16 protein-coding genes, 1 tRNA gene and 1 pseudogene are annotated in these 25,394 nt (G+C 65.0%); 14 read left to right on the top strand and 4 right to left on the bottom strand.

What is annotated here, in order from left to right:
• Positions 1 to 207: 207 nt before the first annotated feature.
• From ACFVYC_RS11400 to ACFVYC_RS11385, 4 genes are all read left to right on the top strand, one after another.
• Positions 208 to 1,383, top strand: coding sequence for a transglycosylase family protein (locus tag ACFVYC_RS11400; protein ID WP_387549899.1), 1,176 nt, complete (start codon positions 208 to 210; stop codon positions 1,381 to 1,383).
• A gap of 112 nt (positions 1,384 to 1,495) precedes the next feature.
• Positions 1,496 to 2,368 carry a 16S rRNA (adenine(1518)-N(6)/adenine(1519)-N(6))-dimethyltransferase RsmA gene (gene rsmA, locus ACFVYC_RS11395; protein WP_387549898.1) on the top strand — a complete coding sequence of 291 codons (873 nt, stop codon included), beginning with the start codon at positions 1,496 to 1,498 and terminating at the stop codon, positions 2,366 to 2,368.
• The gene (locus ACFVYC_RS11390) at positions 2,365 to 3,327 is read left to right on the top strand and encodes a 4-(cytidine 5'-diphospho)-2-C-methyl-D-erythritol kinase (protein WP_387549896.1); all 963 of its coding nucleotides are present in this window, start codon (positions 2,365 to 2,367) and stop codon (positions 3,325 to 3,327) included. The genes rsmA and ACFVYC_RS11390 overlap by 4 nt, the downstream gene beginning before the upstream one ends.
• A 40-nt stretch (positions 3,328 to 3,367) precedes the next feature.
• A complete protein-coding gene (locus ACFVYC_RS11385) occupies positions 3,368 to 5,197 on the top strand; it encodes an ABC-F family ATP-binding cassette domain-containing protein (RefSeq protein WP_387549894.1) in 1,830 nt (609 codons plus the stop codon).
• A 212-nt stretch (positions 5,198 to 5,409) separates the two neighbouring features.
• Here ACFVYC_RS11385 and ACFVYC_RS11380 read toward each other — a convergent pair whose 3' ends face one another.
• Positions 5,410 to 6,036 carry a TetR/AcrR family transcriptional regulator gene (locus ACFVYC_RS11380; RefSeq protein ID WP_387549892.1) on the bottom strand — a complete coding sequence of 209 codons (627 nt, stop codon included), beginning with the start codon at positions 6,034 to 6,036 and terminating at the stop codon, positions 5,410 to 5,412.
• Positions 6,037 to 6,201: 165 nt separating this feature from the next.
• Between ACFVYC_RS11380 and ACFVYC_RS11375 the strand changes: the two genes are divergently transcribed.
• From ACFVYC_RS11375 to sufU, 9 genes are all read left to right on the top strand, one after another.
• Positions 6,202 to 6,273 (top strand) — tRNA-Gln (locus ACFVYC_RS11375).
• 104 nt (positions 6,274 to 6,377) lie between these two features.
• Positions 6,378 to 7,859 (top strand): bifunctional UDP-N-acetylglucosamine diphosphorylase/glucosamine-1-phosphate N-acetyltransferase GlmU, encoded by a 1,482-nt coding sequence (glmU, locus tag ACFVYC_RS11370; RefSeq protein ID WP_387549891.1) that lies wholly within the window; start codon positions 6,378 to 6,380, stop codon positions 7,857 to 7,859.
• Positions 7,859 to 8,839, top strand: coding sequence for a ribose-phosphate diphosphokinase (locus tag ACFVYC_RS11365; protein WP_387549890.1), 981 nt, complete (start codon positions 7,859 to 7,861; stop codon positions 8,837 to 8,839). Before glmU ends, ACFVYC_RS11365 begins: the two co-directional genes overlap by 1 nt.
• 275 nt (positions 8,840 to 9,114) lie before the next feature.
• Positions 9,115 to 9,708 carry a 50S ribosomal protein L25/general stress protein Ctc gene (locus ACFVYC_RS11360; RefSeq protein WP_387549889.1) on the top strand — a complete coding sequence of 198 codons (594 nt, stop codon included), beginning with the start codon at positions 9,115 to 9,117 and terminating at the stop codon, positions 9,706 to 9,708.
• A 109-nt stretch (positions 9,709 to 9,817) separates the two neighbouring features.
• Positions 9,818 to 10,408, top strand: a complete 591-nt coding sequence (pth, locus tag ACFVYC_RS11355; protein ID WP_387549887.1) for an aminoacyl-tRNA hydrolase — start codon at positions 9,818 to 9,820, stop codon at positions 10,406 to 10,408.
• Positions 10,409 to 10,530: 122 nt separating this feature from the next.
• On the top strand, positions 10,531 to 13,266 hold the full coding sequence (locus ACFVYC_RS11350) for a LuxR C-terminal-related transcriptional regulator (RefSeq protein ID WP_387549885.1): 2,736 nt from the start codon (positions 10,531 to 10,533) through the stop codon (positions 13,264 to 13,266).
• Positions 13,267 to 13,318: 52 nt separating this feature from the next.
• A complete protein-coding gene (locus tag ACFVYC_RS11345; protein WP_387550089.1) occupies positions 13,319 to 15,928 on the top strand; it encodes a LuxR C-terminal-related transcriptional regulator in 2,610 nt (869 codons plus the stop codon).
• Positions 15,929 to 16,302: 374 nt separating this feature from the next.
• Positions 16,303 to 17,628 carry a SufS family cysteine desulfurase gene (locus ACFVYC_RS11340; protein ID WP_387549884.1) on the top strand — a complete coding sequence of 442 codons (1,326 nt, stop codon included), beginning with the start codon at positions 16,303 to 16,305 and terminating at the stop codon, positions 17,626 to 17,628.
• A gap of 25 nt (positions 17,629 to 17,653) precedes the next feature.
• Positions 17,654 to 18,103, top strand: a complete 450-nt coding sequence (sufU, locus tag ACFVYC_RS11335) for a Fe-S cluster assembly sulfur transfer protein SufU (protein ID WP_387549882.1) — start codon at positions 17,654 to 17,656, stop codon at positions 18,101 to 18,103.
• Between the two features lie 61 nt (positions 18,104 to 18,164).
• Here the strand turns inward: sufU and ACFVYC_RS11330 are convergent, their stop codons facing one another.
• From ACFVYC_RS11330 to ACFVYC_RS11320, 3 genes and pseudogenes are all read right to left on the bottom strand, one after another.
• Positions 18,165 to 18,383 (bottom strand): SCO4848 family membrane protein, encoded by a 219-nt coding sequence (locus ACFVYC_RS11330; RefSeq protein ID WP_387549880.1) that lies wholly within the window; start codon positions 18,381 to 18,383, stop codon positions 18,165 to 18,167.
• 4 nt (positions 18,384 to 18,387) lie between these two features.
• Positions 18,388 to 18,885: a DUF2505 domain-containing protein gene (locus tag ACFVYC_RS11325; RefSeq protein ID WP_387549878.1), complete on the bottom strand. Its 498-nt coding sequence runs from the start codon at positions 18,883 to 18,885 to the stop codon at positions 18,388 to 18,390.
• A 43-nt stretch (positions 18,886 to 18,928) separates the two neighbouring features.
• Positions 18,929 to 20,418, bottom strand: a pseudogene (locus tag ACFVYC_RS11320) (SDR family oxidoreductase).
• 231 nt (positions 20,419 to 20,649) lie between these two features.
• Here ACFVYC_RS11320 and ACFVYC_RS11315 point away from each other — a divergent pair.
• Positions 20,650 to 25,394, top strand: a 4,745-nt coding sequence (locus ACFVYC_RS11315; RefSeq protein WP_387549876.1) for a peroxidase family protein, incomplete at its 3' end; no start/stop codon positions are given.

The following is a 25,394-nucleotide window of genomic DNA, read 5'->3' as shown; positions in this document are numbered from 1 at the left end:
ACAGTAAGAAACTATTAGCCGGGGTCGGGGAAGGCCACCGGGTAAATTCACTTCATTTGCGGCAGGATCTGCTGGGCCTGGTTCCAGCCTGCCTGCTGCATGAAGTGTGGCGGTGCAAAGGTGCCCGGACCACTCCTCCTATAGGTGGTGCCGGGCATTTTATTGCGCTATCCCCGTGCCCGGAAGGACCTAAAGTTACGGGCAATCGTGGTCAAGTTCTTCACAACGGACGGTAAGTTCAGCTTTATCAAGGTTGGAACCCAGCTCCTGGTGCTGTGCGCGCTGGTGGTGGGCCTCGTAGCCTTTGTAGGTAATAACAAAACCATCACGCTGAACGTCGACGGCAAGGTCACGTCCGTTCAAAGCTTTGGCGGGACAGTCGGTCAGGTCGTCAAGAGCGCCAACGTCGAACTGAAGCCTGCGGACAGGGTCTCTCCGGCCGTTGATGCCACTGTCCAGAACGGCACGGTCATCAACGTCAACATGGCCAAGGAAGTCAAGGTCAGCCTGGACGGTTCCGAAAAGACGGTAAACACCACCGCGCAGGATGTTGAGGACCTGGTGACCGAACTCGGAGTCGCCAGTGCGTCGTCAGTCTCGGCGCCCAAGGATGCCCAGCTTTCTGTCGCAGGGTCCTTCGTCTCCATCTCCACTCCCAAGTCCGTGAGCATCGTTGCTGACGGCAAAGTGGACACCGCCACCACAACTGCCGCCACGGTGGGCAAGGTCCTGGAAGATGCCGGACTGACCCTCGGCGCCAATGACCGCACTTCCCAGCCTGCGAACGCCCACGTGGTCAACAACATGGTTATCAAGGTCTCCCGCGTGGACACTGGCCAGACCGCTGTGGCCACCGAGGATATTCCGTTCGAGAAGGTGACCACCGAAAGCGCTGACCTGTTGAAGGGTGAAAAGGAAGTCACCCAGGCCGGTGCCGCCGGCAAGGTGGAGAAGACCTTCAAGCTGGTGCTGGTTGACGGCCGCGAAGCATCCCGCACCCTGGTGTCCGAAGCCGTCACCGCGCAGCCCGTGACCGAGAAGACCACGGTGGGCACCAAGGCAAAGCCCGTAGCCCAGGCTGCCCCGGCCCCGGCAGCCAGTGCGGGCGCCAACACCGGTGCCGCTGCCCCGGCCATGATGAATGAGGCCATGTGGGACAAGATCGCCCAGTGCGAATCCACCGGAAACTGGTCCATCAACAGCGGCAACGGCTACTACGGTGGCCTCCAGTTCGACATCCGGACCTGGCTCGGATCCGGCGGCGGTGCCTACGCCCCCAACGCCAGCCTTGCCACCAAGGCCCAGCAGATCGATATCGCCAACCGCGTGTACGCGCAGCGTGGCTTGCAGCCGTGGGGCTGCGGCTGGGCTGCCACCAGCTGACGCGACCTGACTCAAGCCCCGCGGGGCAGTGTGGCCGGGCCCGGATCTTCCGGGGCCGGCCACGCATTTTAACCAGGCCGGGCGCAAGGGGCGCGCGGGATAGGATACCTAGGTGACTGAACCGATCCCCGCCGCGCCCGCACCGCTGTTTGGTGCTTCCGACATACGCCGGCTGGCGGAAGAGATAGGTGTCCGGCCCACCAAGACCCTGGGCCAAAACTTCGTGATTGACGGCAACACGATCCGCAGGATTGTGGCCGCGGCGGGTGTGGGCCCGGACGAGACTGTCCTGGAGGTGGGGCCCGGCCTGGGCTCGCTGACCCTGGGGCTGCTGGACGCTGCCGCTTCGGTAGTCGCGGTGGAGATCGACCCCGTGCTGGCAGCGAAACTTCCGGCCACTGTGACGGAGTGGCGCCCTGCCGCAGCGGGAAGGTTCCACCTGGTGCAGGCTGACGCCATGAAGGTCACAGAGCTTCCGGTCCAGCCCACAGCACTGGTGGCCAACCTGCCTTATAACGTGGCAGTACCCGTGGTACTGCACCTGCTGCAGCACTTCCCCAGCCTGCAGCACGGCCTGGTGATGGTGCAGGACGAGGTGGCTGACCGCCTTGCTGCCGGCCCGGGCTCCAAAACGTACGGTGTTCCATCCGTGAAGGCTGCCTGGTACAGCCGGATGCGCAAAGCCGGCGTGATCGGCATGAACGTCTTTTGGCCGGCCCCCAAGATCCACTCCGGGCTGGTGTCCTTCAGCCGTCACGAACCACCCGCAACCACCGCCACCCGTGAGCAGGTTTTCGCCGTGGTGGACGCCGCCTTCGCGCAGCGGCGCAAGACGCTCCGCGCAGCCCTCGCCGGCTGGGCTGGCAGCGCGGCCGAAGCCGAACGCTGCCTGGTGGCGGCCGGCGTGGACCCCACGGCCAGGGGTGAAGTGATCGACGTTGCAGCTTTTGCAAAGATCGCGGAAGCCCGGGAGGCCCGCCCGTGAACGCACTGGCTGGACGGTTCGTCCCGAGGACCGTCCGGGCCAAGGCTCCGGGGAAGGTCAACGTTTCCCTCGACGTCGGGCCCCTCCGGCCCGACGGCTACCATTCCGTGGCCAGCGTGTACCTCGCCGTATCCCTGTACGAGGAAGTGGCGGCCACCAGTACCGAGACCCCTGGCATCACTGTGAGCCTCAGCCCGGACAGCACCCTCGACCTGGACGACGTCGATATTCCGCTGGACCAGAACAACCTGGCGTATAAGGCGGCAGCCATCATGGCGGACGTCTCAGAGCATGCCACGGGCGTGCATCTGGAAATCACGAAACGGGTGCCGGTGGCGGGCGGTATGGGCGGTGGCTCGGCTGACGCTGCCGCCACGCTCCTGGCCTGTGATGCGCTCTGGAACAGCGGGCTGTCCCGTGAGGAACTGGCCCACCTCGCCGCCGAGCTTGGCGCAGACGTTCCTTTTTCCCTGCTCGGCGGCACCGCTGTGGGCCTGGGCGTTGGCGATGAGCTGTCCCCGGCCCTGGCCAAGGCGCAGACCGACTGGGTCCTGGTCACGGCCGACTACGGACTGCCCACGCCCGACGTCTACAGGACCCTGGACCGGCTGCGGACGGCGGAGGGCATTGACGTTGCGGAGCCGACGGCGGTGGACCCGCAGATCCTGACCGCTTTGCGCAGCGGGGACGCTGAGGCCCTCAGCCGTGTCCTGGTTAATGACCTCCAGCGGGCTTCCATCGAACTGGCGCCTTCGCTGCGCGATACGCTGGGAATCGGTGAAGCACACGGGGCTATCGCGGGCATCGTCTCAGGCTCGGGTCCCACCGTGGCGCTGTTGGCCGATGACCCCGTAGCTGCCGAAGGCCTGGCGGAGAACCTGCGGCGTTACGGCCTGACGGCCCTCGCCGTTCATGGTCCCGTTCCAGGGGCCCGCATCATGTCCGACATCCTCCTGTAAGACGTTCAGTTCCTACCTCAGCAGCAGAAAGCAGTTCCCTTTGGCACACCTTCTTGGCGGCGAGAACCTGACGGTCTCCTACGCAACCCGCACCGTCCTGGACGGCATCACCCTCGGACTCGAAGAGGGCGACCGGATCGGCATGGTGGGCCGGAACGGTGACGGAAAGTCCACCCTGATGCGCCTGCTGGCGCTGCGGTCCACCCCTGATTCCGGACGCGTCACCAAACGCGGGGATGTCAACGTGGGCTACCTGGACCAAAGCGACGTGCTGGACGGCGACCTGACAGTTGGTGCGGCCATCGTGGGGGACCAGGCGGACTATGAGTGGGCGCGGAACCCGCAGATTCGGGAAATCATGGGCGGCCTGGTGTCCGACGTCGACTGGCACGCCAACGTGCACGCCCTGTCCGGCGGGCAGAAGCGGCGCGTGGCCCTGGCCAAGCTGCTCATTGAGGACCACGACGTCATCATGCTCGACGAGCCTACAAACCACCTGGATGTGGAGGGCGTGGCCTGGCTGTCCCGGCACCTGAAGACCCGGTGGCGGGCGAACCAGGGCGCTTTCCTGGTGGTCACCCACGACCGCTGGTTCCTCGACGAGGTCTGCAACAAGACCTGGGAAGTCCACGATGGCATTGTGGACCCCTTCGAAGGCGGTTATGCGGCGTACGTGCTGGCCCGCGCCGAGCGGGACCGCGCGGCGTCGGTCATGGAAAGCAAGCGGCAGCAGCTGGTCAAAAAAGAACTCGCCTGGCTCCGCCGCGGCGCGCCGGCACGCACCGCCAAGCCGAAGTTCCGGATTGAGGCGGCGAACGCCCTCATCGCTGACGTGCCTGAACCCCGGGATTCCACGGCACTGAGCAAAATGGCCACCGCGCGCCTGGGCAAGGACGTCCTGGACCTGGAAAACGTCTCACTGGACTTCCTCGGCGGTGACGAAGGGCAGAAACTGTTCGACAACATCACCCTTCGCCTCACGCCCGGTGAGCGGCTCGGGCTGGTGGGCGTCAACGGCGCCGGCAAGACCACCCTGCTGAAGCTGCTCAACGGCCAGATCGAACCCACGTCCGGCAAGGTCAAGCGCGGCAAGACCGTGGTCACCGCCGTGCTGACCCAGGAGGTCAAAGAGCTCGACGACGTCTCGGACCTGCGCGTCATCGAAGTGATCGAGCGCGAGAAGCGCTCCTTCAACGTGGGCGGCAAGGAGTTCACCGCGGGCCAGCTCGTGGAGCAGCTTGGCTTCACCAACGAGAAGCAGTGGACCCCGGTCAAGGATCTCTCCGGCGGTGAGCGGCGCCGTCTTCAGCTGCTGCGCCTGCTGGTGGGGGAGCCGAACGTGCTCATGCTCGATGAGCCCACCAACGACCTGGACACCGATACCCTCGCCGCCGTCGAAGACGTCCTCGACGGCTGGCCCGGAACCCTCGTTGTGGTCAGCCACGACCGGTACCTGCTGGAACGCGTCACTGACCACCAGATGGCGCTGCTCGGCGACGGCAAGATCCGCGCCCTGCCGCGCGGCGTGGACCAGTACTTGGAACTCCGGGAATCCGCCCTTGCCGGGTCCACCATCACCGGCGGCGGCAACCCCATCACCAGCGGCGGTTCAGCTGCAGCGGCCACCGCTGCCGCCGGCCCGTCCGAGGCCGAAAAACGGGACGCCCGCAAGGCCAAGAACCGCATCGAACGACAGCTCGGCAAACTGGAGCAGCAGGAAAAGAAGCTTCACGACCAGATGGTCAAAAGCACGGCCGGCAACGACTTCGACGCCCTGGCCGAACAGAACAAGAAGCTCAAGGACCTCGCCGGCGAACGCGAAGCCCTGGAACTCGAGTGGCTGGAGGCGCTGGAAGTCCTCGGCGAGTAGGTTCACCTTGGGTGCCGGAGCCGGCCTTCGCCGCCCGGTGCGCCGCGATGCGCTCGTTTCCTAAGGCCCGCTAAGACGCGGTAACGGCGGCACACGTGAGTGGGGCGGCTGTCAGGCAGCGTGCGTCAAAGCGACGAAGGAGCAGCACGCAGAGGACAGGTGCCTCGCTCACGAAGGTGACCCATCGCGACGCAAGCCAACCGCCGAACAACTCAGCCTTCGGACATCAGCTCCGGGTCCTTCTTGAGGCCGGTCAGGCCGTTCCATGCGAGGTTTACCAGGTGCGCGGCGACGGTGTGTTTGTCGGGGTCGCGGCTGTCCTGCCACCATTGGCCGGTCATGGCCACCATGCCGACGAGCATCTGGGCGTACATGGCGCCGTCCTGCGCGCTGAAGCCGCGGCGGTCGAACTCGTCGGAGAGGATGTGTTCCACCTTGGCGGTGACATGGGAAAGCAGGGTGGAGAAGGCCCCCTCGGGCTGCGACGGCGGGGCGTCCCGCATCAGGATCCGGAAACCTTCGGTACGGTCCTCAATGTAGGTCAGCAGCGCCAGTGCGGCCCGCTCCACGAGGACCCGCGGCTTCGCTTCCTCCGTAAGGGCGGTGCTGATGGCGTCCAGGAGGATCCGGAACTCGAAGTCCACCACCTGGGTGTAGAGCCCTTCCTTGGAGCCAAAGTGTTCGTAGATGACAGGCTTGGATACGCCCGCGGACGCTGCGATCTCCTCGATGGTGGTGCCGTCAAGGCCGCGGACTGCGAAGAGGCCCCGGCCGACGTCGATCAGCTGGCTCCGCCGCTGAAGGCCGGTCATCCGTGTCCGCGGAGGGTTGTTGCTCACATTTCCATCATGCACTACGGGTCCCCGGCGGAATTGCCGGCCTGGACGTGGGAAGGAACGAGGCAGAAACGTGGAGGGACCATGGGATGAACGGTCCGTGTCGCGCGGTGCCCCGAACCCGTGGCAAAATAACTACTTGTGCCCAGGCAAAGCGCTGCGGCACGGTCCGCTCTGGTGTAATGGCAGCACCCCGGCCTTTGGAGCCGTGGAGTATAGGTTCGAATCCTATGGGCGGAACTGCTGTGCGAGGAGCGTTCAGTAGGATGACATGCGGTGCCGGGACGGCTTCAGGCCGCGCGGGCACCGCAAACGCCAGCGTAACTAGCAAGGAGAACCCGCACGTGATCCCCGAGAATTCCGGCCCGGCCGCGGTCATCGTTCTGGCGGCAGGCGCCGGGACGCGGATGAAATCGCGCACTCCCAAGATCCTTCATGAGATCGGCGGCAGGTCCATGGTGGGCCACGCCCTTCTGGCCGCACGCAGCATCAATCCCCGCCAGCTTGCCATCGTGGTCCGCCACGAACGTGACCTGGTGGCACGGCACCTTTCAGAGCTGGATCCTGCTGCCGTCATCGTGGACCAGGACGATATTCCGGGCACCGGACGCGCAGTGGAGGCCGCCCTGGAAGCCCTGGACGCCGACCAGCACCTCACCGGAACCGTTGTGGTGACCTACGGCGACGTTCCCCTCCTTTCCGGAGACCTGCTGGCCGAGCTCGTGGCCACACACGAACGCGAAGCCAACGCAGTCACCGTCCTGACGGCAGTCCTTGACGACGCCACCGGCTACGGCCGTATCCTGCGCGCCGACGACGGGACCGTCACCGGCATCGTCGAACACAAGGACGCCTCCGACGCCGAGCGGCTTATCCGTGAGGTCAACTCCGGCATATACGCCTTTGAGGCTGCTGTCCTTCGTGACGCACTGGCCCACGTCACCACCGACAACTCCCAGGGCGAGAAGTACCTCACCGACGTCCTCGGATTGGCGCGGCAGGCAGGCGGCCGCGTCGCCGCCGTCGTCACCGGCGACCGCTGGCAGGTGGAAGGTGCCAACGACCGCGTTCAGCTTTCCGCCTTGGGCGCCGAGCTGAACCGCCGTACCGTCGAGGCATGGATGCGGGCCGGCGTCACCGTGGTGGACCCGGCAACCACCTGGATCGACTCCTCAGTCACCCTTGACGAGGACGTCCGGATCCTGCCCAACACCCAGCTGCATGGTGCCACCACCGTGGCCAGGGACGCCGTCGTGGGCCCCGACACTACGCTCACCGATGTCACCATCGGTGAAGGTGCCAAGGTGGTGCGCACCCACGGTTCAGGAGCGGTCATCGGCGCGGACGCCGCCGTCGGTCCCTTCACCTACCTGCGCCCCGGCACCGTCCTGGGGGAAAGCGGCAAGATCGGCGCGTTCTACGAAACCAAGAACGTCACCATCGGCCGCGGATCCAAGCTGTCCCACCTCGGCTACGCCGGCGACGCCGAAATCGGCGAGGACACCAACATCGGCTGCGGAAATATCACGGCCAACTACGACGGCGAGAAGAAGCACCGTACGGTCATCGGCTCGGGCGTCAGGACAGGCTCCAACACAGTGTTCGTTGCCCCGGTCACCGTGGGGGACGGCGCCTACAGCGGCGCCGGCGCGGTGATCCGCAAGGACGTTCCGGCAGGTGCGCTCGCGCTGACTATTGCTGCGCAGCGCAACACCGAGGGCTGGGTGGCAGCAAACCGGCCCGGCACCCTCTCCGCGGAACTGGCCCAGGCAGCCACCCCAGATTCCTCAAGTACCCCGGCATCTACAGAAGAGGGCAAGCAATAATGAGCGAAATTACGGCGCGCGGCGAAAAGAAGCTGGTGCTGGCCACAGGCCGCGCCCACCCCGAGCTGGCCCGGGAGATCGCCAAGGAGCTCGGCACCGACCTCCTCCCGGTAGACGCCTACGACTTCGCCAACGGTGAGATCTACGTCCGTGCCGGTGAAAGCGTCCGCGGCACCGATGCCTTTGTGATCCAGGCGCACCCGGCCCCGCTGAACAACTGGCTGATGGAACAGCTGATCATGATCGATTCGCTGAAGCGTGCCTCGGCCAAGCGCATCACGGTGGTCTCACCCTTCTACCCGTACGCCCGGCAGGACAAAAAGGGCCGCGGCCGCGAGCCCATCTCGGCCCGCCTGGTGGCAGACCTCTACAAGACCGCCGGCGCCGACCGCATCATGAGTGTGGACCTGCACACCTCCCAGATCCAGGGCTTCTTTGACGGCCCGGTGGACCACCTGATGGCCATTCCGTTGCTCGCTGACTACATCCGCACCCGGGTGGATGCGGCGAACATCACCGTGGTCTCTCCCGACACCGGCCGGGTCCGCGTAGCGGAGCAGTGGGCAGAACGCCTGGGCGGCGCTCCGCTGGCGTTCGTGCACAAGAGCCGCGACCTCACCGTTCCCAACCAGGCCGTTTCGAAGACCGTTGTGGGCCAGATTGAGGGGCGGACCTGTGTCCTGATCGACGACATGATCGACACCGGAGGAACCATCTCCGGCGCCGTCAACGTTCTGAAAAATGCAGGGGCGAAGGACGTAATCATCGCCGCCACGCACGCTGTTTTCTCCGAGCCTGCCGCCCAGCGGCTCTCCGAGTCCGGCGCCCGGGAAGTGGTGGTCACCAACACGCTGCCGCTCACCGCGTCGCAGCGCTTCCCGCAGCTGACGGTGTTGTCCATCGCTCCGCTGATCGCCCGTGCCATCCGCGAAGTGTTCGACGACGGCTCGGTCACCAGCCTGTTTGACGGCAAGGCCTGACCTCTGACGCAGCAAACAAGCCCGGCGGCCGACCAGTCAGCCGCCGGGCGCAAGGGCCCGTTTTCTGTTTCAGGGACAGCCGCTGGTAGACTTTCCAGCGATACCTTGGCGAGGGAGAGCGCCGGTAACCTTTGCGGGAACCGGTCTGCAGTCTCCGTTATCGACTGGGTCTGAATCTCCCTTCGAAGATGGGTCCGGCCACGGCCGCCCGGCGTTGAAGGTCGCAACAGACCTCCGCCCTTGCTGAACACCGTTTAGTTTTCAAGGAGATATCCATGTCTGAGCAGAAGCTCGCAGCAGAAGTACGCACCGAATTCGGCAAGGGCTACGCCCGCCGCGCCCGCATGGCGAACCTGATTCCCGCCGTCATTTACGGCCACGGCGCCGAGCCCATCCACATCACCCTCCCCGCGAAGGCCACCACCCTGGCCGTCCGCACCGCCAACGCCCTGCTGTCCTTGGACATCAACGGTGAAAGCCACCTGGCCCTGGTCAAGGATGTCCAGCGCGATCCGATCAAGCAGATCATCGAGCACATCGACCTCCTCACCGTCCGCCAGGGCGAGAAGGTCACCGTTGACATCCCCGTCCACATCGTGGGCGAGCTTGCTCCGGGCAACGTCTTCAACCAGGAACTCACCGTCATCTCCCTGGAGGCCGAGGCTACCCACCTGCCCACCGCCGTCGAGGTCAGCATTGAAGGCCGCACCGCCGGCGAGCACATCCACGCGTCCGACCTCGTCCTGCCCAAGGGTGCTGTCCTCCTGGCCGACGCCGATGCCCTCGTAGTGAACATCTCCGAGGCCACCGAGTCCGGCGAAGAAGAAGGCGCCGAGGAAGCTGCCGTTTCCGCGGCCGCAGCCGAGTAATCAGCCTGCACTTTCCAGCAGTGGCCGGGTCCCCCAGGGATCCGGCCACTGCCGTGTCTGCCCGCTTCCCCGCCCCCACCACGCGGCGCCCCCACCTTAGGATTGATTCATGACTGACACCTGGTTGATTGTTGGCCTCGGAAACCCGGGGGTGCAGTACCAGGGCAACAGGCACAACGTCGGACAAATGGTCCTTGACGAACTCGCCGGCCGTGTGGGCGCGGGATTCAAGAGCCACAAGGCGCGCGCGCAGGTAGTGGAGGGGCGGCTCGGCATTGGCGGTCCCCGCGTGGTGCTGGCCAAACCCATGAGCTACATGAACGTCTCGGGCGGACCCGTTTCGGCGCTGGCAAACTTTTACGGCATCACACCGGACCGTGTCGTGGCGGTCCACGACGAGATCGACATTCCCTTCAACACGGTGAAACTCAAGACCGGAGGGGGAGAAGGCGGCCATAACGGGCTGCGCGACATCTCCAAAGCGCTGGGCACCAAGGATTATCTCCGGGTCAGGGTGGGGGTTGGAAGGCCGCCCGGCCGGATGGACACGGCCGACTATGTGCTGCGGGACTTTGGCGCCGGCGAACTGAAGGAACTGCCTTTCCTGCTGGACGAGGCAGCCGATGCGGTGGAGATGCTCCTGCGGGAAGGGCTCACATCCGCGCAGCAGAGGTTCCATCCGGCGAAGTCCGAGCGCTAGCAACAAAAAAACTTAAAGTCCCTGGTACCTGTTTCCTTGTCAGTGCCACAAGGTAGTCTTTTTCATAGGCGGGGGAGCAATGGGGCTACCTCCCGCTATCGCGGGACGTAGGGGACAAGTTCATGTCAATCGAGCCACTTAGCTGGGGACGTGGGTCAACATCTCACGACGTTGGGCTGCAAAGCGAGGGCTCCGGCGCGCCCGGGGCCCAACATTGGTCTGCCCCTGCCCGCAGCGCCAATCTTGAAGCGGTCCGCACGGCGCTGACCAACGACGGCTCACTGGGCGCCGTCATCACGGGCGGCCGTGGTGTAGGAAAGTCATCCCTCGCCCGGGCAGCAGTTTCCGACCTCGGAGCAGACGTCTGGTCCCTGCAGCTTCGCAGCGGGCCCGCCGGCGCCAACACACCCTACGGCTGTCTTTCGTTCCTGCTGGCGCGCCTGCCGCAGGCCTACATGGGTTCCCCCACAGCAATTCTTCGGGGGATCACGTCACTGATCCGGAGCGATGCCGCAGGCCGGCGTTGCATCATCACCCTGGACACCACCGGAAGCATTGACGACATGAGCGCGGGAGTGCTCTTGAACATACTCCTAACAGGCACAGCCAAAATCATTGCCGTTGCACCGAAGATCAGTGACCTGCCCGCGGACTTCCATTGGCTGCTCACGGACCGGCGCCTGACAGAAGTCCGGCTCAGCAACCTCAATGAACTGCAGACCCGCCAGGTCCTGTTGTCCCTGCTCGGCCACCGGGTCTCCGCATCGCTGGTCACCACCTATCACCGCATGGTGGGCGGCAACCCGCTGCTGTTGAAAGCACTTGTCACCGAACAGCGGCTTTCGGGCAACCTCGTCCTGTCGGACTCCGTTTGGACCTTGCGCGACAAAGTGGTGCTCGATGGCGCCGCCAGCCTTGACGACATCGTCCGGTCCCGCTGGTCCCGGGAGACACCGGAAACCAGGGAAGTCATCGAGATGCTCTCCTGCGCCAGGCGGGTGGAGCTCTCCCGGCTCACGGCGGTGTACCGCGCCGAGGTGGTGGCGGACATGGAGGATGCCGGCCTGCTGGAAATCGACGACTCGGACCACCGCTGGGTGTCCCTGCGTGAGAAGTACATCGGCGACGTCGTGCGGTCCTGGATCAGCATCGCCCGGCGCCGGGAACTGCGGACCGCGCTTCTGGCCGGTACCGAACCCGATCCGGCTGGGATGACCGTCGAAGAGCTGATGGCCTTCGCCGCGTGGACACACGAGTGTGAGGCCGAGCTGAGCCCCGCCCTGGCGCTGGCAGCGGCCGAAGCCGCCGTCCAGCTGTTTGATCCCCGCTTCGCCCTTGCCTATGCGGACATGCTGAAGCGGACGGACCAGGAGTGGGTACCCGCGCAGCGCCAGAAGGCGGGTGCTTACCTTCAGCTGGACCTGCCGGTCCAGGCCCTCGCTGCCTTGGACGATATTTCCCAGCCCGAGCTGGACAGCCTTGGAGCCGAGGAGTACGCCCGCGTCATAGCGGCCAAGGCCAGGGTGATGTTGTGGCATCCGGAGCAGGCCGGCAAAGTCCCCGCCCTACTCGCCGAAGCCCGGCAACGCCTGGACGGCGCCGCAAACGACGCCGCCTGGCCACACCCCGCAGTGGCAGCCGCGAACCGCGTCGCCCTCAGCGAGTTCGAGTACCGTGCGTTCGTAGGCGACTACGCCGCCATGATCCCAGACCTTGAGGCAGCAGCAGATGCGGCACGAAACCCGGACACGGCCTACAGGATGCAGTCAGCCGTCATCCTGATGACGGCGCTGGCCCTGACCGGGCGGGAAATGGATGCGTTGAGCCTGATGCGGCAGCTTGGAGGCCAAATAACGGACGCCTCGCACGTTGTGGGGCTGCGCGAGCAGTTCACCAGGGAGGCGTACCTGGTGCTGCTGGTGGCCGGGCAGTGGCGGCGGTGTATCGACCTCCTGGGTCCGCACGGAAATGGGGCTTACGACCACCTGCCGTACCGCAGCGCGGCGACTGAACTCGCCGCCGGGCTCGCCTATGTCTATTCGGGCCGCGGCGAGGCCGCACTGGACCCGCTGATTTCTGCGGTGGCGCAGCTGGAGCTCCAGCCGCTCCAAAGTGCCCTCCGCTGTGCCTACGCGGCTACGGCGCTGGCCCACGCGCAGACGGGCAACGCTGCCCAGGCGCGTAAGTTCCTGGCAAAACTTCAGCGGACACCGGGCACCTCGGGCTTCACCACGGAGAGCATCATCGAGTTCTGCGCCCTGGTGGCGGGTCGCTGGCTGGGCGACTCCGAAGCCGTCGCCGGCCTGAAGCAGTCCTCCCGGCGCACCATGGCCGCAGGTCTTTACACAGTCGCCGGGATCAGCCTCCTGGCAGCAACCGTGAACGGGAGCGACGCCGACTTCCGCCTCCTGGAGGATATTGCGGACCGCCGGCAGGGCCCCTTGGCTGAGATCGCCCGGCTGGTCGCGGTGGGGACCCGGACCAAGGATGCCAAGACCCTGCTTGCCGCAGGTGAAATCGCGGCCACCCTCGAACTGGACACTGTGGAGGCCCGGTGCATGGCACTGGCCGTAGACTTCGCGCGGCAGGACGGAGATTCGATCTCGGCCCGGACCGCCCAGGCGCGCCTGGACATCCTGGCTGCCACTGTGGCCAACCTTCCCATTGTGCCGAGCAGCGGCAGCCCGTTGCTGACCGCCCGGGAGCGCCAGATCGCACGGCTGGCCGGCCGCGGAGCGTCCAATCGTGACATCGCCCTGGAAATGGGTGTATCCGTCCGCACAGTGGAAGGCCACCTGTACCAGGTCTTCACGAAGCTCGGCGTAACTTCCAGGGGTGATCTGACTGGACTCGTCTAACGGCCACAAACCGACCGCCGCCCACCGCCCCGTAACCGGCCGGCGCGAACCACTGGACCGGATCTGCAACATTGTCCGGAACGGGACCAGCCAGGCGGTATTTGTGATGGCAGGCCCCGGGATTGGCAAGACGTCCCTGACGGAAGCCATCTCAGACCGGCTTTCCGAGGACCTGAACATATTGCAGATTCACGGCAGTTCCGCCCTTGCCGCTGTGCCTTTCGGCGTCCTGACGCCCTATACGGGAGAGCTGAATGCCGAAGAGTCCGTCTCGCCAGTGGCGGTCCTGCGTTCGATGTGGACGTACTTCGAGAAGCTGAAGGCGGGGCGCAGCGCGCCCGTCCTGTTAGTGGTGGATGACGCACACCACCTGGACGACGCCTCCGCCGGTGTAGTGGCGGATCTGATTTCCGCAGGTTGGGCCACCGTGGTTGCAGCTGCCAGGCCACGGCCCGGGCTGCCGCAGCCACTGGACCAACTCTGGTACGACGGCCTTGCCGAGCGGGTTGACCTCCGCCCCCTCAACCGGCAACAGATCGATGAAGTTCTGGCCCACGTCCTTGATGGAACGGTTCCGGCCGCCACAGTGGATGCCGTGTGGGCTGCGTCCGGAGGTAATCCCCGCATCCTCGACGCCCTGCTGCACGATGCTGCAGAAACCGGTGTCCTGGCCAAACGGAACGGCATCTGGATGTTGCTTGGGCCCGTGCCCGCCGACGGCCCCCAGCTCACCGCGGTGGTGACCAAGGACCACATCCGGCGTGGGCCGGAGGAGCAGGAGGCGCTGAAGCTCATTGCGCTTGCCGGGCCGGTGGGCCGGAAGGTGATTGAGGACGTCAGCGGCGCGGCCGTGGTCCGATCGCTCCTTGACCAACAGATGATTATTGAGACTTCCGGAGTTCCGGCCGAACTCTCCCTGTGGAATGCGCTCTTTGCCAACGCCATCCGAAGTACACTCTCCGTGTCGCGGAGCCTGCAGCTGCTGGAGAAGATCCGGGCCCACCAGAACGGCACCGTGTTGCGTGGGGAGGGCATGCTTCGCTCCGTGGAGTGGGCTTTTGAGTGTGGGCTGCGTGCCCCGGACCCGGAAATGCTCGACGCCGCACGGGAGGCCCTGAGGCGTTTCCGCAACGTCAGCGCCCGCACTATTGCGGCCAAAATCCAGGATCCTGCACTCGTGCCTTTGGCCAAGGCCATCCAGGCACGGGCCCACTACAACGAGGGAGCTTACAGGCAGGCCGCAAACCTGCTTGATGCCTGTTGGCGTCAGCTGTCCGACGAACCCGTTGGTCCCGCTGTCCTCCTGCTCCGGGCAGCGGCCCATCAGGCCACTGGCCAGTCATTGGACGCCATGGTCGAGGACATCCGGGAAAACGCCGCCATGGAGCCGGCCGAGAGCGACAAGCAACACAAGGATAAAGGCCTGCAGGTTATGCGCTTCCTGCAGCTCGGCGCGGTCGTGGATGCCAACGCACTTGCCAGCGAGGTGGGGGCGCTGCGGGGCGCCGACACCGCTGAGGATGCCGGAAGCGAATCCCTTCTGGTGCTTGGCGAGGCGCTTCTGGCCCACGCCCTCGCCGCGGCCGGCCGAGCCGGCGAGGGTTTGGACTCCGCCCTGCTGGCTGCCTCCGAGCTGCCTCCGCTGGAAGACAGCCTGTTCTTCTTTACGGAGTTTGTGCTGGGACGGCTGGTGACCGATTACCTGGCGATGGGTGAGTGGGAGTCGGCCGAGCGCGAACTGGACAACTACGCGGCCGGACATGCGCCGGGAGCCGCCACCTTCAACGGAAGCCTGCAGGTGCTCAGGGGCTACTCCCTCCTGCGGCAAGGCCGGATGGAGCGGGCCTACCAGATGCTGCTGCCGGCAGTCGAGGCGCTGAGGCTCAACGACCCCCTGCAGCTCTTCCGCTTCGGTTCCGCCCTTGGTTTTTACGTGGCGGCCAGGTTGGGGGACTCCGCCCAGGCCAAGCGGCTCGAACAGGATTTCACTGACGCAGTGGCCGGCGGTCCTGCCCACGAGCTGCTGGCCGGCGCTTACGGTGCCGCCGCATCCGAATATCTGTCAAGGGACGGGAAGGGCCTGGCAACGCTCCACACCCTGGCCACCACGCAGGACGCCGCAGCCAGGGCCGGAACCCTGCTCGAAATCCTGGCCATCTGCTGGGAACTGGGTGATCCTTCCGTCATCCCCATGGTGCAGTCGGTCGCGAAGTCGGTGGAAGGCCGGTGGGCGCAGGCGATGTTGACACTGGCAACCGGCTGGGAAGCTGCAGACGGCGATGCCCTGATGGACACGGCAGCTTCACTGGAGGAATCCGGGTTCGTGAATCTCGCACGGGAGGCCTATGCCCGGGCCAGTGCGCTTCTGGAACAGGCCGGAGACCGCCGCCGGTCCAGGCAGGCCGTGGCGCTGCGGGAGAAGTGCGACCACGAGCTGGGGGAGCGGTTCAGGGAGGGCCGGTTCATTGCTGCGGCTCCCGCCGTCCACCTCACCCGCCGCGAACAGGACATCGTGGGGCTCGCGGTACAGGGCCTCACCGACCGCGAAATAGCCCAACGGTTGATGGTCTCTGTACGTACCGTGGAGGGTCACCTGTACCGGACGTACGTAAAGCTGGGCGTCCGCAGCCGCGAGGAGCTGGAGTCAGCCCTCCCGAAATAGGCTGCCATGCGGGTACTGCAGGCAGTCCCGGTAGTCCGTGGACGGCGAATTCGAGTACACCCTACTCGTGCGCATCCTTGTGCCGAAGTATTTACTTAAGGAGGCAAAAGGAACCGGCCGAGAATGGCCGCAAGAGTTGCCGGGTAAACAAGGCTTTTCCGTCCTGACAAACTTCCGGTCCTTCGGGGCCGGGCTGGGCGGGGCCGGCAACGTCAGAGTCTTCTGAGACCGAGACTCTCCCCCCAGCCGTTGCCGGCCCTCATTTCCGCGGGCTGAAGCCCGGAGCGACTGTGGCGGCTGCCCTTCCGGGCGGCCGCCACAGCCGTGCTGTGGGACAATTGAGTGTCATCCGTTGGCATCTCAAGGAGTTAGTTTTGGCCGTAGTATCAACGCCAGCCACACTGGAACGCGCCTTGCCGGTCATGGATAACGCCGAAGTGCAGCGCATCCGCAACGACTTCCCGGTCCTTGACCAAATGGTCAACGGAAACCCGCTGATTTACTTGGACTCCGGAGCCACGTCCCAGAATCCGCTGAGTGTCATCGAAGCCGAACAGGAATTCTATGAGCAGCGCAATGCTGCCGTGCACCGGGGCGCCCACCACCTTGCGGTCGAGGCAACTGAGGCATTTGAGGATGCCCGGCAGACAGTGGCCGGCTTTGTAAACGCTGACTACTCCGAGATCATCTGGACCTCCAATGCAACTGAAGGCCTCAACCTCATCAGCTATGCGCTGTCCAACGCCGGACTCTGGGCTGCCCAGGGGCGGGGAGACGCCCGGCTGAAGGATCTGGCACTGAACCCAGGTGATGAGATCGTGGTGACCGAGATGGAGCACCACGCGAACCTCATTCCGTGGCAGGAACTTGCCTTCCGGACCGGGGCGCTCCTTCGCTACATACCGGTGGACGACGCCGGCAGCCTCCGCATGGACGTGGCCGGCGACATCGTCACCGGGCGGACGAAAGTGCTGGCTTTTACCCACGCCTCCAACGTTCTGGGCACCATCAATCCTGTCCGTGAACTTACCGCGCTGGCACGGAACGTCGGTGCCCTGGTGGTCCTGGACGCCTGCCAGTCCGCCCCGCACATGCCACTGGACGTCAAAGGGCTGGATGTTGACTTCGCAGTCTTTTCCGGACACAAGATGCTCGCACCTACAGGAATCGGGGTGCTCTATGGAAAGTCAGACATCCTGGACATCCTGCCGCCGTTCCTGACGGGCGGGTCAATGATCACCACCGTGACCATGGAGCGCGCCGATTACCTCCCCGCGCCCCAGCGCTTTGAAGCCGGAACCCAGCGTATTTCCCAGGCTGTGGCCCTGGCTGCTGCAGCAAACTACCTGACGGAAACGGGGCTGGACAGGATCCACCGGTGGGAGGCTGAGCTCGGCCAGCGGATGGTCAGCGGACTGGAGTCCCTTCCGGGTATCCGGGTCCTCGGTCCCGCAGCGGGCAAGGACCGGATAGGGCTCGCCGCGTTCGACGTCGAAGGAGTGCACGCCCACGACGTGGGCCAGTTCCTCGACTCCCGGGGAATCGCCGTGCGTGTTGGGCACCACTGCGCCCAGCCGCTGCACCGCCGGCTGGGGTTGACGGCCACCACCAGGGCAAGCGCGTACCTGTACAACACCACAGACGACGTGGACCATTTCCTGGATGCCGTCGCGGGCGTTCGGGCCTACTTCCGCGCCTAAGACACCAACACTTTGAAGGTATGACATGAGCCTTGACCACCTGTACCAGCAGATCATCCTTGACCATTCCAAGGCCCGCCACGGCAGCGGACTCGCCGGAGTGCAAGCGCCGGCGGGCGCCACGACGGGCCAATCGCACCAGCTCAACCCCGTCTGCGGCGACGAAGTAACCCTGCGGCTGGCGGTCACCGACGGCAAAGTGGCACAGATTGCCTGGGACGGCGAGGGCTGTTCCATCTCCATGGCATCCGCTTCCGTCCTCACGGACCTGGCAGAAGGAATGACGGTGGCAGAGCTGCACGAGGTGATCGACAGCTTCCGGGAAGTCCTCCGGTCCCGAGGCAAAATACCTGCAGACCCGGAGCTGCTGGGTGATGCCGCAGCGTTCGAGGGAGTGGCGCGCTACGCGGCACGCGTGAAGTGCGCCATGATCTCCTGGGTGGCGGCAGAGGACGCACTCAACCAGGCAGCCTGACAGCAAAAATCCGGGCCTCCTTCCAGCATGAAGGAGGCCCGGATTTTTTAGCAGGTCATGGTTAAAACAGTGCCATTATGCCGATGATGGCCGTGGCCGCCCCCAGCACCATCGAGATGCCCACCAGCACCACGTGGACGTTGAGGAACTTCGTGGCCTTGCCGGCGGCGTCGCGGGCACGGGGATCTTTCATGACCCGGCGCAGGAACTGCGGCCATACCGCGAGGGACCAGGCGCCGGCGATGATCAGGACCAGCGCGGCGAAGACGGGCAGCTCCACGCGACTAGTGGCTTTCCAGCCAGGCCTGTGCCTGCTTGGCCTGCAGGTTCAGCGCTTTGGCCACCATAGGCTCGGCGGCGTCGGCAATCTTTCCGCCGAGGAACGGAACCGAGGACTTGACGGCACCCTCAAGCTCGACGCGCGTGCCGCCGTCGGCAGCAACCAGCCGCTGCACGGCGGTGACGTCCACGGGGGCGCCGGCGACCTTCAGGGAAATGTTGCTCTGGCGGGAGCCGTCAGGCGCGGGGGCATCCCAGCTTTCCACCTGGGTCACTTTCAGGTGCTCACCCACAAACTTCCGGGCAAACTCCGGAAGCCGGGTGGTGGGAAGGGTCCGTACGGACGTGGTGCTGAACGCGCCGGCGACGTCGCCGTCAACGGTGAAGGATTCGAGGCTGCCGCCTACAAGCTGGCTGACGTGGCGCTGGAAATCCTCATTCACCAGGACAGCTGCAACGCTGGGGACGGAGTGCGGAAGGGAAGTGGTTGCGCTCAGGGCCATGGGTCCTCCTGGGACGTGGGGGTCGGATTAGGCTCCAAACATCCTACGGGGTCCGGGCTGTCCGCTCCGCATCCACCTGTTTCCGCGCCGCCCCGGTGATGTTCCTCGCCATGGCCGGAAAGATCAGGCTGTGGAACGGAAGGACAGCCAGCCAGTACAGCCGGCCGCTGAGGCCTTTGGGGAAGAAAATGGCCCGCTGCCGGTACCGGCTGCCGCTGCCGTCCGGCTCCACGGACAGCTCCAGCCAGGCACGTCCCGGCGCCCGCATCTCGGCGCGGAGCCGCAGCAGTTTTCCGCGGTCGATCCGTTCCACCCGCCACCAGTCCACCACCTCACCGCTGGCCAGCGTGTGCGGATGCCGGCGTCCGCGCAGCAGCCCGGCGCCGCCCGTCAGTTTGTCCAGCACGCCGCGGACCTGCCACGCCAACGGCAGGGAGTACCAGCCGTTCCGCCCGCCGATTCCTTCGATGACCCTCCACACGTGGGCTGGATCGACGTCGCCGTGGAAGGTCCGTTCGTCGATGTACACCTTATGCCCGGCCCAGTCGGGATCGCTGGGCAGGGATCGGCAGCCACCCCCGCGTTCGCCCAGGTGGTTTCCACCTGGCCGTCGCGTTCCTTGCCGAGGGCCAGCGCGACGGCGGTGCGGTAGGCGGTCAGGCCGCCGTCGGGCCGCGGGATGTACTGGTCGATGTTGTGTTCATTGGACACGGCGTCGTGCTGGAGGGACTGGACCAGGGGCACCGCCATGGCCAACGGGATGGGCGTGGTCAGGGCCACCCACAGGCCGGCCAGCTTGGGTGCGGGAACCGGCAGTGCCAGCACGGGCCGGTACGGCAGGCCGGCCTCCGCGGCGTACTCCTGCATCATGCCGGCATACGTGAGGACCTGGCGGCAGCCGACGTCGAACGTGCGGTTGAGCGGGCCCTCCAGTGACGCCGCGGAGACGAGGTAGTAGAGCACATCGCGCACGGCGATGGCCTCGATGCGGTTCCGGACCCAGCTGGGAGCGGGCATCAACGGCAGGGCTTCGGCGAGGTGGCGGATCATCTCGAAGGAGGCTGAGCCGGAGCCTATGACCACGCCCGCCTGGAACACGATGGCGTCCACCGGACTGTCCAGGAACACTTTGCCGACCGCTTCGCGGGAACGCATGTGGGTGGACAGTTCCACGCCCTGGGGATGGAGCCCGCCCAGGTAGATGATCCTGTCCACACCCGCCGCCGCAGCGGCATCAGCGGCGGCCCGGGCCATCGCCTGTTCCTTGGCTTCGAATCCTGCGCCTGCAGCCATCGAGTGCACGAGGTAATAAAAGACGTCGACGCCCGCCAGGGCTGCCCGCAAGGCGACGCCGTCGTCCAGGCTGCTCTCCACGACTTCCACCCTGTCCCGCCAGGGAACTCCGGCAATTTTGCCGGGGGAGCGCACCAGGACTTTGACAGTATGGCCCTCCTCCAACAGCTTTGGCACCAACCGGCCACCGATGTAGCCGGTGGCCCCGGTGACGAGCACGGATTTGCCGGTGCCATTCATCTGGATCTCCTCGGAACGTTGCGCGCTGTTGCAAGTGCGTGGATGCCACGCCAGCTTAGCAATCCGGCCGGAGGCTGCAGTTCGCCAGCCGCCGCCCCAGCTTTTCCAAAGGGCCGCCAAGCATGCTGGGGCCGTTCAGCGAAACCGAGCGACCACGACGAGGGGGGAGCCGGTTATGACTCGATGGAGAAAAAAATGGCAAAACTTCGCAAGCCGCGGAAGGAGGTCAGCATGCCACGTTCCAGCGCTTTGACGAACGCAATGACGCGTAAGGTCACCGCCGGGGCATTGGCTCTCGTAATTGGGGCGGGAGTAGTCCCGTCCGTGCTCGCACCCGCTGTTTCTGCTGCTCCCACCGGCCAGGACTTCACGCTTAATGCCGGCGACATGCGGTTCATCCTGAAGCAGATCAAAATCGCCGAAAACCACGCAACCAAGGAGAACGCGCAAGGCCAGGATGTTCCGGGCCAGCCGCTCGTGGGCAGCGGGCCTAACCAGATCGCCAATCCGTTGCTGCCCTACGGCCTCCGGACTGTTGACGGAACCGATAACAATCTCCTCGCCGGGCAGGAGGATTTCGGCTCCGCAAGCCGCGAATTCCCCCGCATGACAGAACCGGAGTGGCGGAGCACATCCGCCGGGGAGAGCTACAAGTCCGTCAACAAAAGCCTGACGGACAACAATCCGCGCTTCATCAGTAACGTGATTGTCGACCAAACCGTCACCAACCCTGCCGCCGTGGCAGCAGCCGGCAAGGCGCACCGCACGGTCAATGACGAACCTACTGCGGTACCGTGCGAAAGCGAGGGTGTGCCGGAAAATTGTGTTCCCGCCGGCGAGACCCTGGACATCCCCAACGTCACCACCGACTTCGGACTCTCACCGCCTTACAACGGAATGTTTGCGCTCTTCGGCCAGTTCTTCGACCACGGTGTGGACTTCACCAAGAAGACCAGCAACTACGTCATGATGCCGCTGGCTGCGGATGATCCGCTCTACGTCCCGGGCGGGCGGACTAACTTTATGCTGCTGAGCCGTGCTGAGAACCAGCCCGGCCCCGACGGCGTCCTGGGCACCGCCGACGACGAACAGAACGGCACCAACACGGACTCACCGTGGGTGGACCAGAGCCAGACCTACTCATCGCACTCGTCCCACCAGGTGTTCCTGCGCGAATATACGTTGAACGAGGCCGGCGATCCCGTCACTACCGGTGAGCTCCTCGAAGGCGAGCCCGGCGGCATGGCAACATGGGCCGACATCAAGGACCAGGCAAGGACTTTGCTTGGACTTGAGCTGTCCGATCACGACATCGCCGAGATCCCCAAGCTGGCCACCGACCAGTATGGCCGCTTCCTGCGCGGACCCAACGGCCTGCCGCAGTATGAGACGGCCAGCGGGCGCGTGGAGGGGAACCTGGCAACCCCGGTGGCCCCGCCAGCGGATGTGGAGCGAATTGGCATCGCCTTCCTGGATGACATCGCACACAACGCCGCACCTTTCAATTCCCAGACCGGCCAGGCGCTCGGTGCCGACGCCGACACCATCGCCAACCCGGTAGCCCAGCCGCTCGCGACGCGGGGCACCTACGACAACGAGACGCTTGAAGCGCATTTCATTGCCGGTGATGGCCGCGTCAATGAGAACATCGGCCTCACCGCCATTCACCAGGTCTTCCATTCGGAACACAACCGGCTGGTGGGCTACATGCAGAACCTGGTGACAACGCAGAACCTCGACTTGAACGAGTGGAGGCTTCCGAACGGCCAATGGAACGGTGAGCGGCTGTTCCAGGCCGCACGCTACGTGACGGAAATGGAATACCAGCACATTGTGTTCGAGGACTTCGCACGCAAGATCCAGCCCGGCATCAACGCCTTCAACCCGTTCATGCAGTCAGATACCGGTATCGACCCTGCGATCATGGCAGAGTTCGCACACGCCACCTACCGGTTTGGGCACTCGATGCTGACCGAAACCGTGGACCGGAAAACAAACGACGGCACCGACATCGGGATGCCGCTGCTGGACGCCTTCCTGAACCCGGCGGCCTACTACTCAAGCCCGAACGGTACGCTGACGCCAAAGCAGGCAGCCGGCGCCATCGCCATGGGAATGACGGACCAGGTGGGTGCCGAACTCGACGAGTTCGTCACCGACACCCTGCGGAACAACGTCCTGGGCCTGCCCTTGGACCTCGCCTCGCTGAACATCGCCCGTGGCCGGGAGACCGGCGTTCCTTCACTGAACAATCTCCGTACGCAGCTGTACAACTCCACCGGCGAATCGTCCCTGAAGCCGTACACGAGCTGGGTGGACTTTGGCCAGAACCTGAAGCATCCCGATTCCGTGGTGAACTTCATGGCTGCCTACGGCGAGCACGACACGATCAAGGCAGCCACGTCCATCACCGACAAGCGCGCGGCGGCCCAACGCCTGTTCGACATGGACACCGCCGACACCGAAACTCCTGCCGACGCCTACGATTTCGTCAACAGCGCCGGAACCTGGGCAGGAAAAGCAAGCGGCCTCGACAGCGTTGACCTGTGGGTGGGCGGCCTGGCCGAATACCAGAACCTGTTCGGGGGCCTGCTGGGCTCGACCTTCAACTACATCTTCGAGCGCCAGATGACCGACCTGCAGGACGGGGACCGGATGTACTACCTGTCCCGCACTTCAGGGCTGAACCTGCGGACACAGCTGGAAGGCAATTCGCTTGCCGAGCTCGTTATGCGCAATACGGACGCTGCGGCCCTCAAGGCTGACGTCTTTGGCGTGGCGGACTGCGAATTTGAAATCAGCAGGATTGCTGCCAGCACCGGGAACTCCGTGACGGACGACCTGACCTCCGCCTGCGACGAGTCAAAGCTCCTGATGAGAATGTCGGACGGCACCATCCGGTACCGCGTCAGCAACGCGGTGGACCGCCCGGGACTCAACGCGCAGTCCACGTTCAACGGAACGGTCCTGGGGGACCGGATCTGGGGTGGCATCGACAATGACACCTTCTGGGGCAACGAAGGCGACGACATCATTGAAGGCAACGATGGCGCCGATACCGTTCTTGGCGGCGACGGCGATGACCGAATCACCGACTCCCATGGCGATGACGTCCTCAAGGGCGGCAACGGCAATGACGCCATTGACGCCGGGCCCGGGCTGGACATCATTATGTCCGGCGAAGGCGCGGACTTCTCGAACGGTGGCCTCAACAGCAACGAAACCTTCGCCGGAGAAGGAAACGACCTGGTTCTGTCCGGCGACGGTGCCGACATCGTCTTCGGCGGCGGCGGGGACGACTGGCAGGAAGGCGGAAACTCCAACGACCTGCTGCAGGGTGACAGCGGAGCGCCGTTCTTCGACGATATCAATGCTCCGGGCCATGACGTCCTGATCGGCGATTCCGGCGAGGACGACTACGACGCTGAAGGCGGTGACGACGTGATGGTTGCCGGCCCCGGCATCGAACGCAACCACGGCGTCTTCGGCTTCGACTGGGTCACGCACGCCCGCTCCATCGAACCGGGAAATTCGGACATGCGAATGATCGTCGTTGACGGACCGAACACGCTGAGGGACCGTTTCCTGCTGGTCGAAGCGCTCTCGGGTTGGGACAAGGATGATGTGCTCCGCGGGGACGATGATGTGCCCTCGCAGCCTGACGAAGAGATCAACGTCGAAGGCCTGACCAATGTGCTGGATGCCGCAGGCATTGCGCGCATCAACGGCCTTGCTGACCTCCTGCCTGCAGGGGCCACCAGCTTCGGCGCGGGCAATATCATCATCGGCGGCTCGGGCAGCGACGAGATTTGGGGCAACGGCGCCGACGACATCATCGACGGTGACAAGTGGCTCAACGTCCGCCTCAGCGTCCGCGATGCACAGGGGGCTGAGGTCAGGACAGCAACGTCGCTGACGGAGCTCCAGGCGGACATCATGGCCGGCACTATCGATCCCGGCAATGTGTCCATCGTCCGCGAGATCCTTTCCAGCCCCGGTGCTTCCGATGTGGACACAGCGGTCTTCACGGGTGCGCTGAACGAATATGACATCACCAACGTTGGCGGCGTCACCACCGTTGTACACGCCCGCGGCACCGGTGAAGACGGCACCGACCGGATCACCAACGTTGAAAAGCTGCGCTTCCTGGACACGACGGTGGACCCCCCGGCACCAGTGGACCCCGTGGATCCCGTTGACCCCGTGGATCCTGTGGATCCTGTGGATGAAGTTCCGCCGGCCCCGGCCATCGGGACTGCCCAGGCGGGCGACACCACGGCCACCGTCCGTTTCTCGGCACCCGCCACTGGGATCGCCGCAGAGTCGTTCACCGTGCTGGTCCGACAGGGCAACACCGTGGTTCGGACAATTGAAGGTATAGCTCCGACGCAGACAAGCGTTACGGTGACGGGCCTTACCAACGGTACTGAGTACAACTTCCAGGTAATTGCCCGGAATGCTGCGGGTGCGAGCCCAGCCTCGGCTGCGTCCAACGTTGTTACCCCCGCAGCCCCGGTTGTTGGTGAGCCAGTATTCGTTCCGCCGGCGGTGTCCCCGTTTGCGGACGTCACCACTACCCAGCTCCACTACCTCGAGATGGCGTGGCTCGCTCACAAGGGCATCTCCAACGGCTGGACGGAAGCTGACGGCACGGTGACGTACCGTCCACTCCAGTCCATCAACAGGGATGCGATGGCGGCCTTCCTCTACAGGGCAGCAGGGTCTCCGGACTTCACGCCGCCGGCGGTTTCACCGTTCGCTGATGTGTCCACGGGCCAGCAGTTCTACAAGGAGATGGCGTGGCTCGCGGACCAGGAGATCTCCACCGGCTGGCAGGAGCCAGGCGGCAGGGTGACGTACCGCCCGTTGCAGGCCATCAGCAGGGATGCGATGGCGGCCTTCCTCTACAGGGCAGCAGGGTCTCCGGACTTCACGCCGCCGGCGGTTTCACCGTTCGCTGATGTGTCCACGGGCCA

This window comes from Pseudarthrobacter sp. NPDC058329 (assembly GCF_042879835.1).
Classification (GTDB): Bacteria; Actinomycetota; Actinomycetes; order Actinomycetales; family Micrococcaceae; genus Arthrobacter.
The sequence above is the reverse complement of the archived record's forward strand: the minus strand, read 5'-3'. Positions and strand labels throughout refer to the sequence as shown.

Excerpts from the sequence above, each read along its gene's own strand:
- pth (WP_387549887.1), top strand. The coding sequence starts at position 9,818 with ATGACTGACACCTGGTTGATTGTTGGCCTCGGAAACCCGGGGGTGCAG.
- sufU (WP_387549882.1), top strand. The coding sequence starts at position 17,654 with ATGAGCCTTGACCACCTGTACCAGCAGATCATCCTTGACCATTCCAAG.
- ACFVYC_RS11360 (WP_387549889.1), top strand. The coding sequence starts at position 9,115 with ATGTCTGAGCAGAAGCTCGCAGCAGAAGTACGCACCGAATTCGGCAAG.
- ACFVYC_RS11365 (WP_387549890.1), top strand. The coding sequence starts at position 7,859 with ATGAGCGAAATTACGGCGCGCGGCGAAAAGAAGCTGGTGCTGGCCACA.
- ACFVYC_RS11325 (WP_387549878.1), bottom strand. The coding sequence starts at position 18,885 with ATGGCCCTGAGCGCAACCACTTCCCTTCCGCACTCCGTCCCCAGCGTT.
- ACFVYC_RS11350 (WP_387549885.1), top strand. The coding sequence starts at position 10,531 with ATGTCAATCGAGCCACTTAGCTGGGGACGTGGGTCAACATCTCACGAC.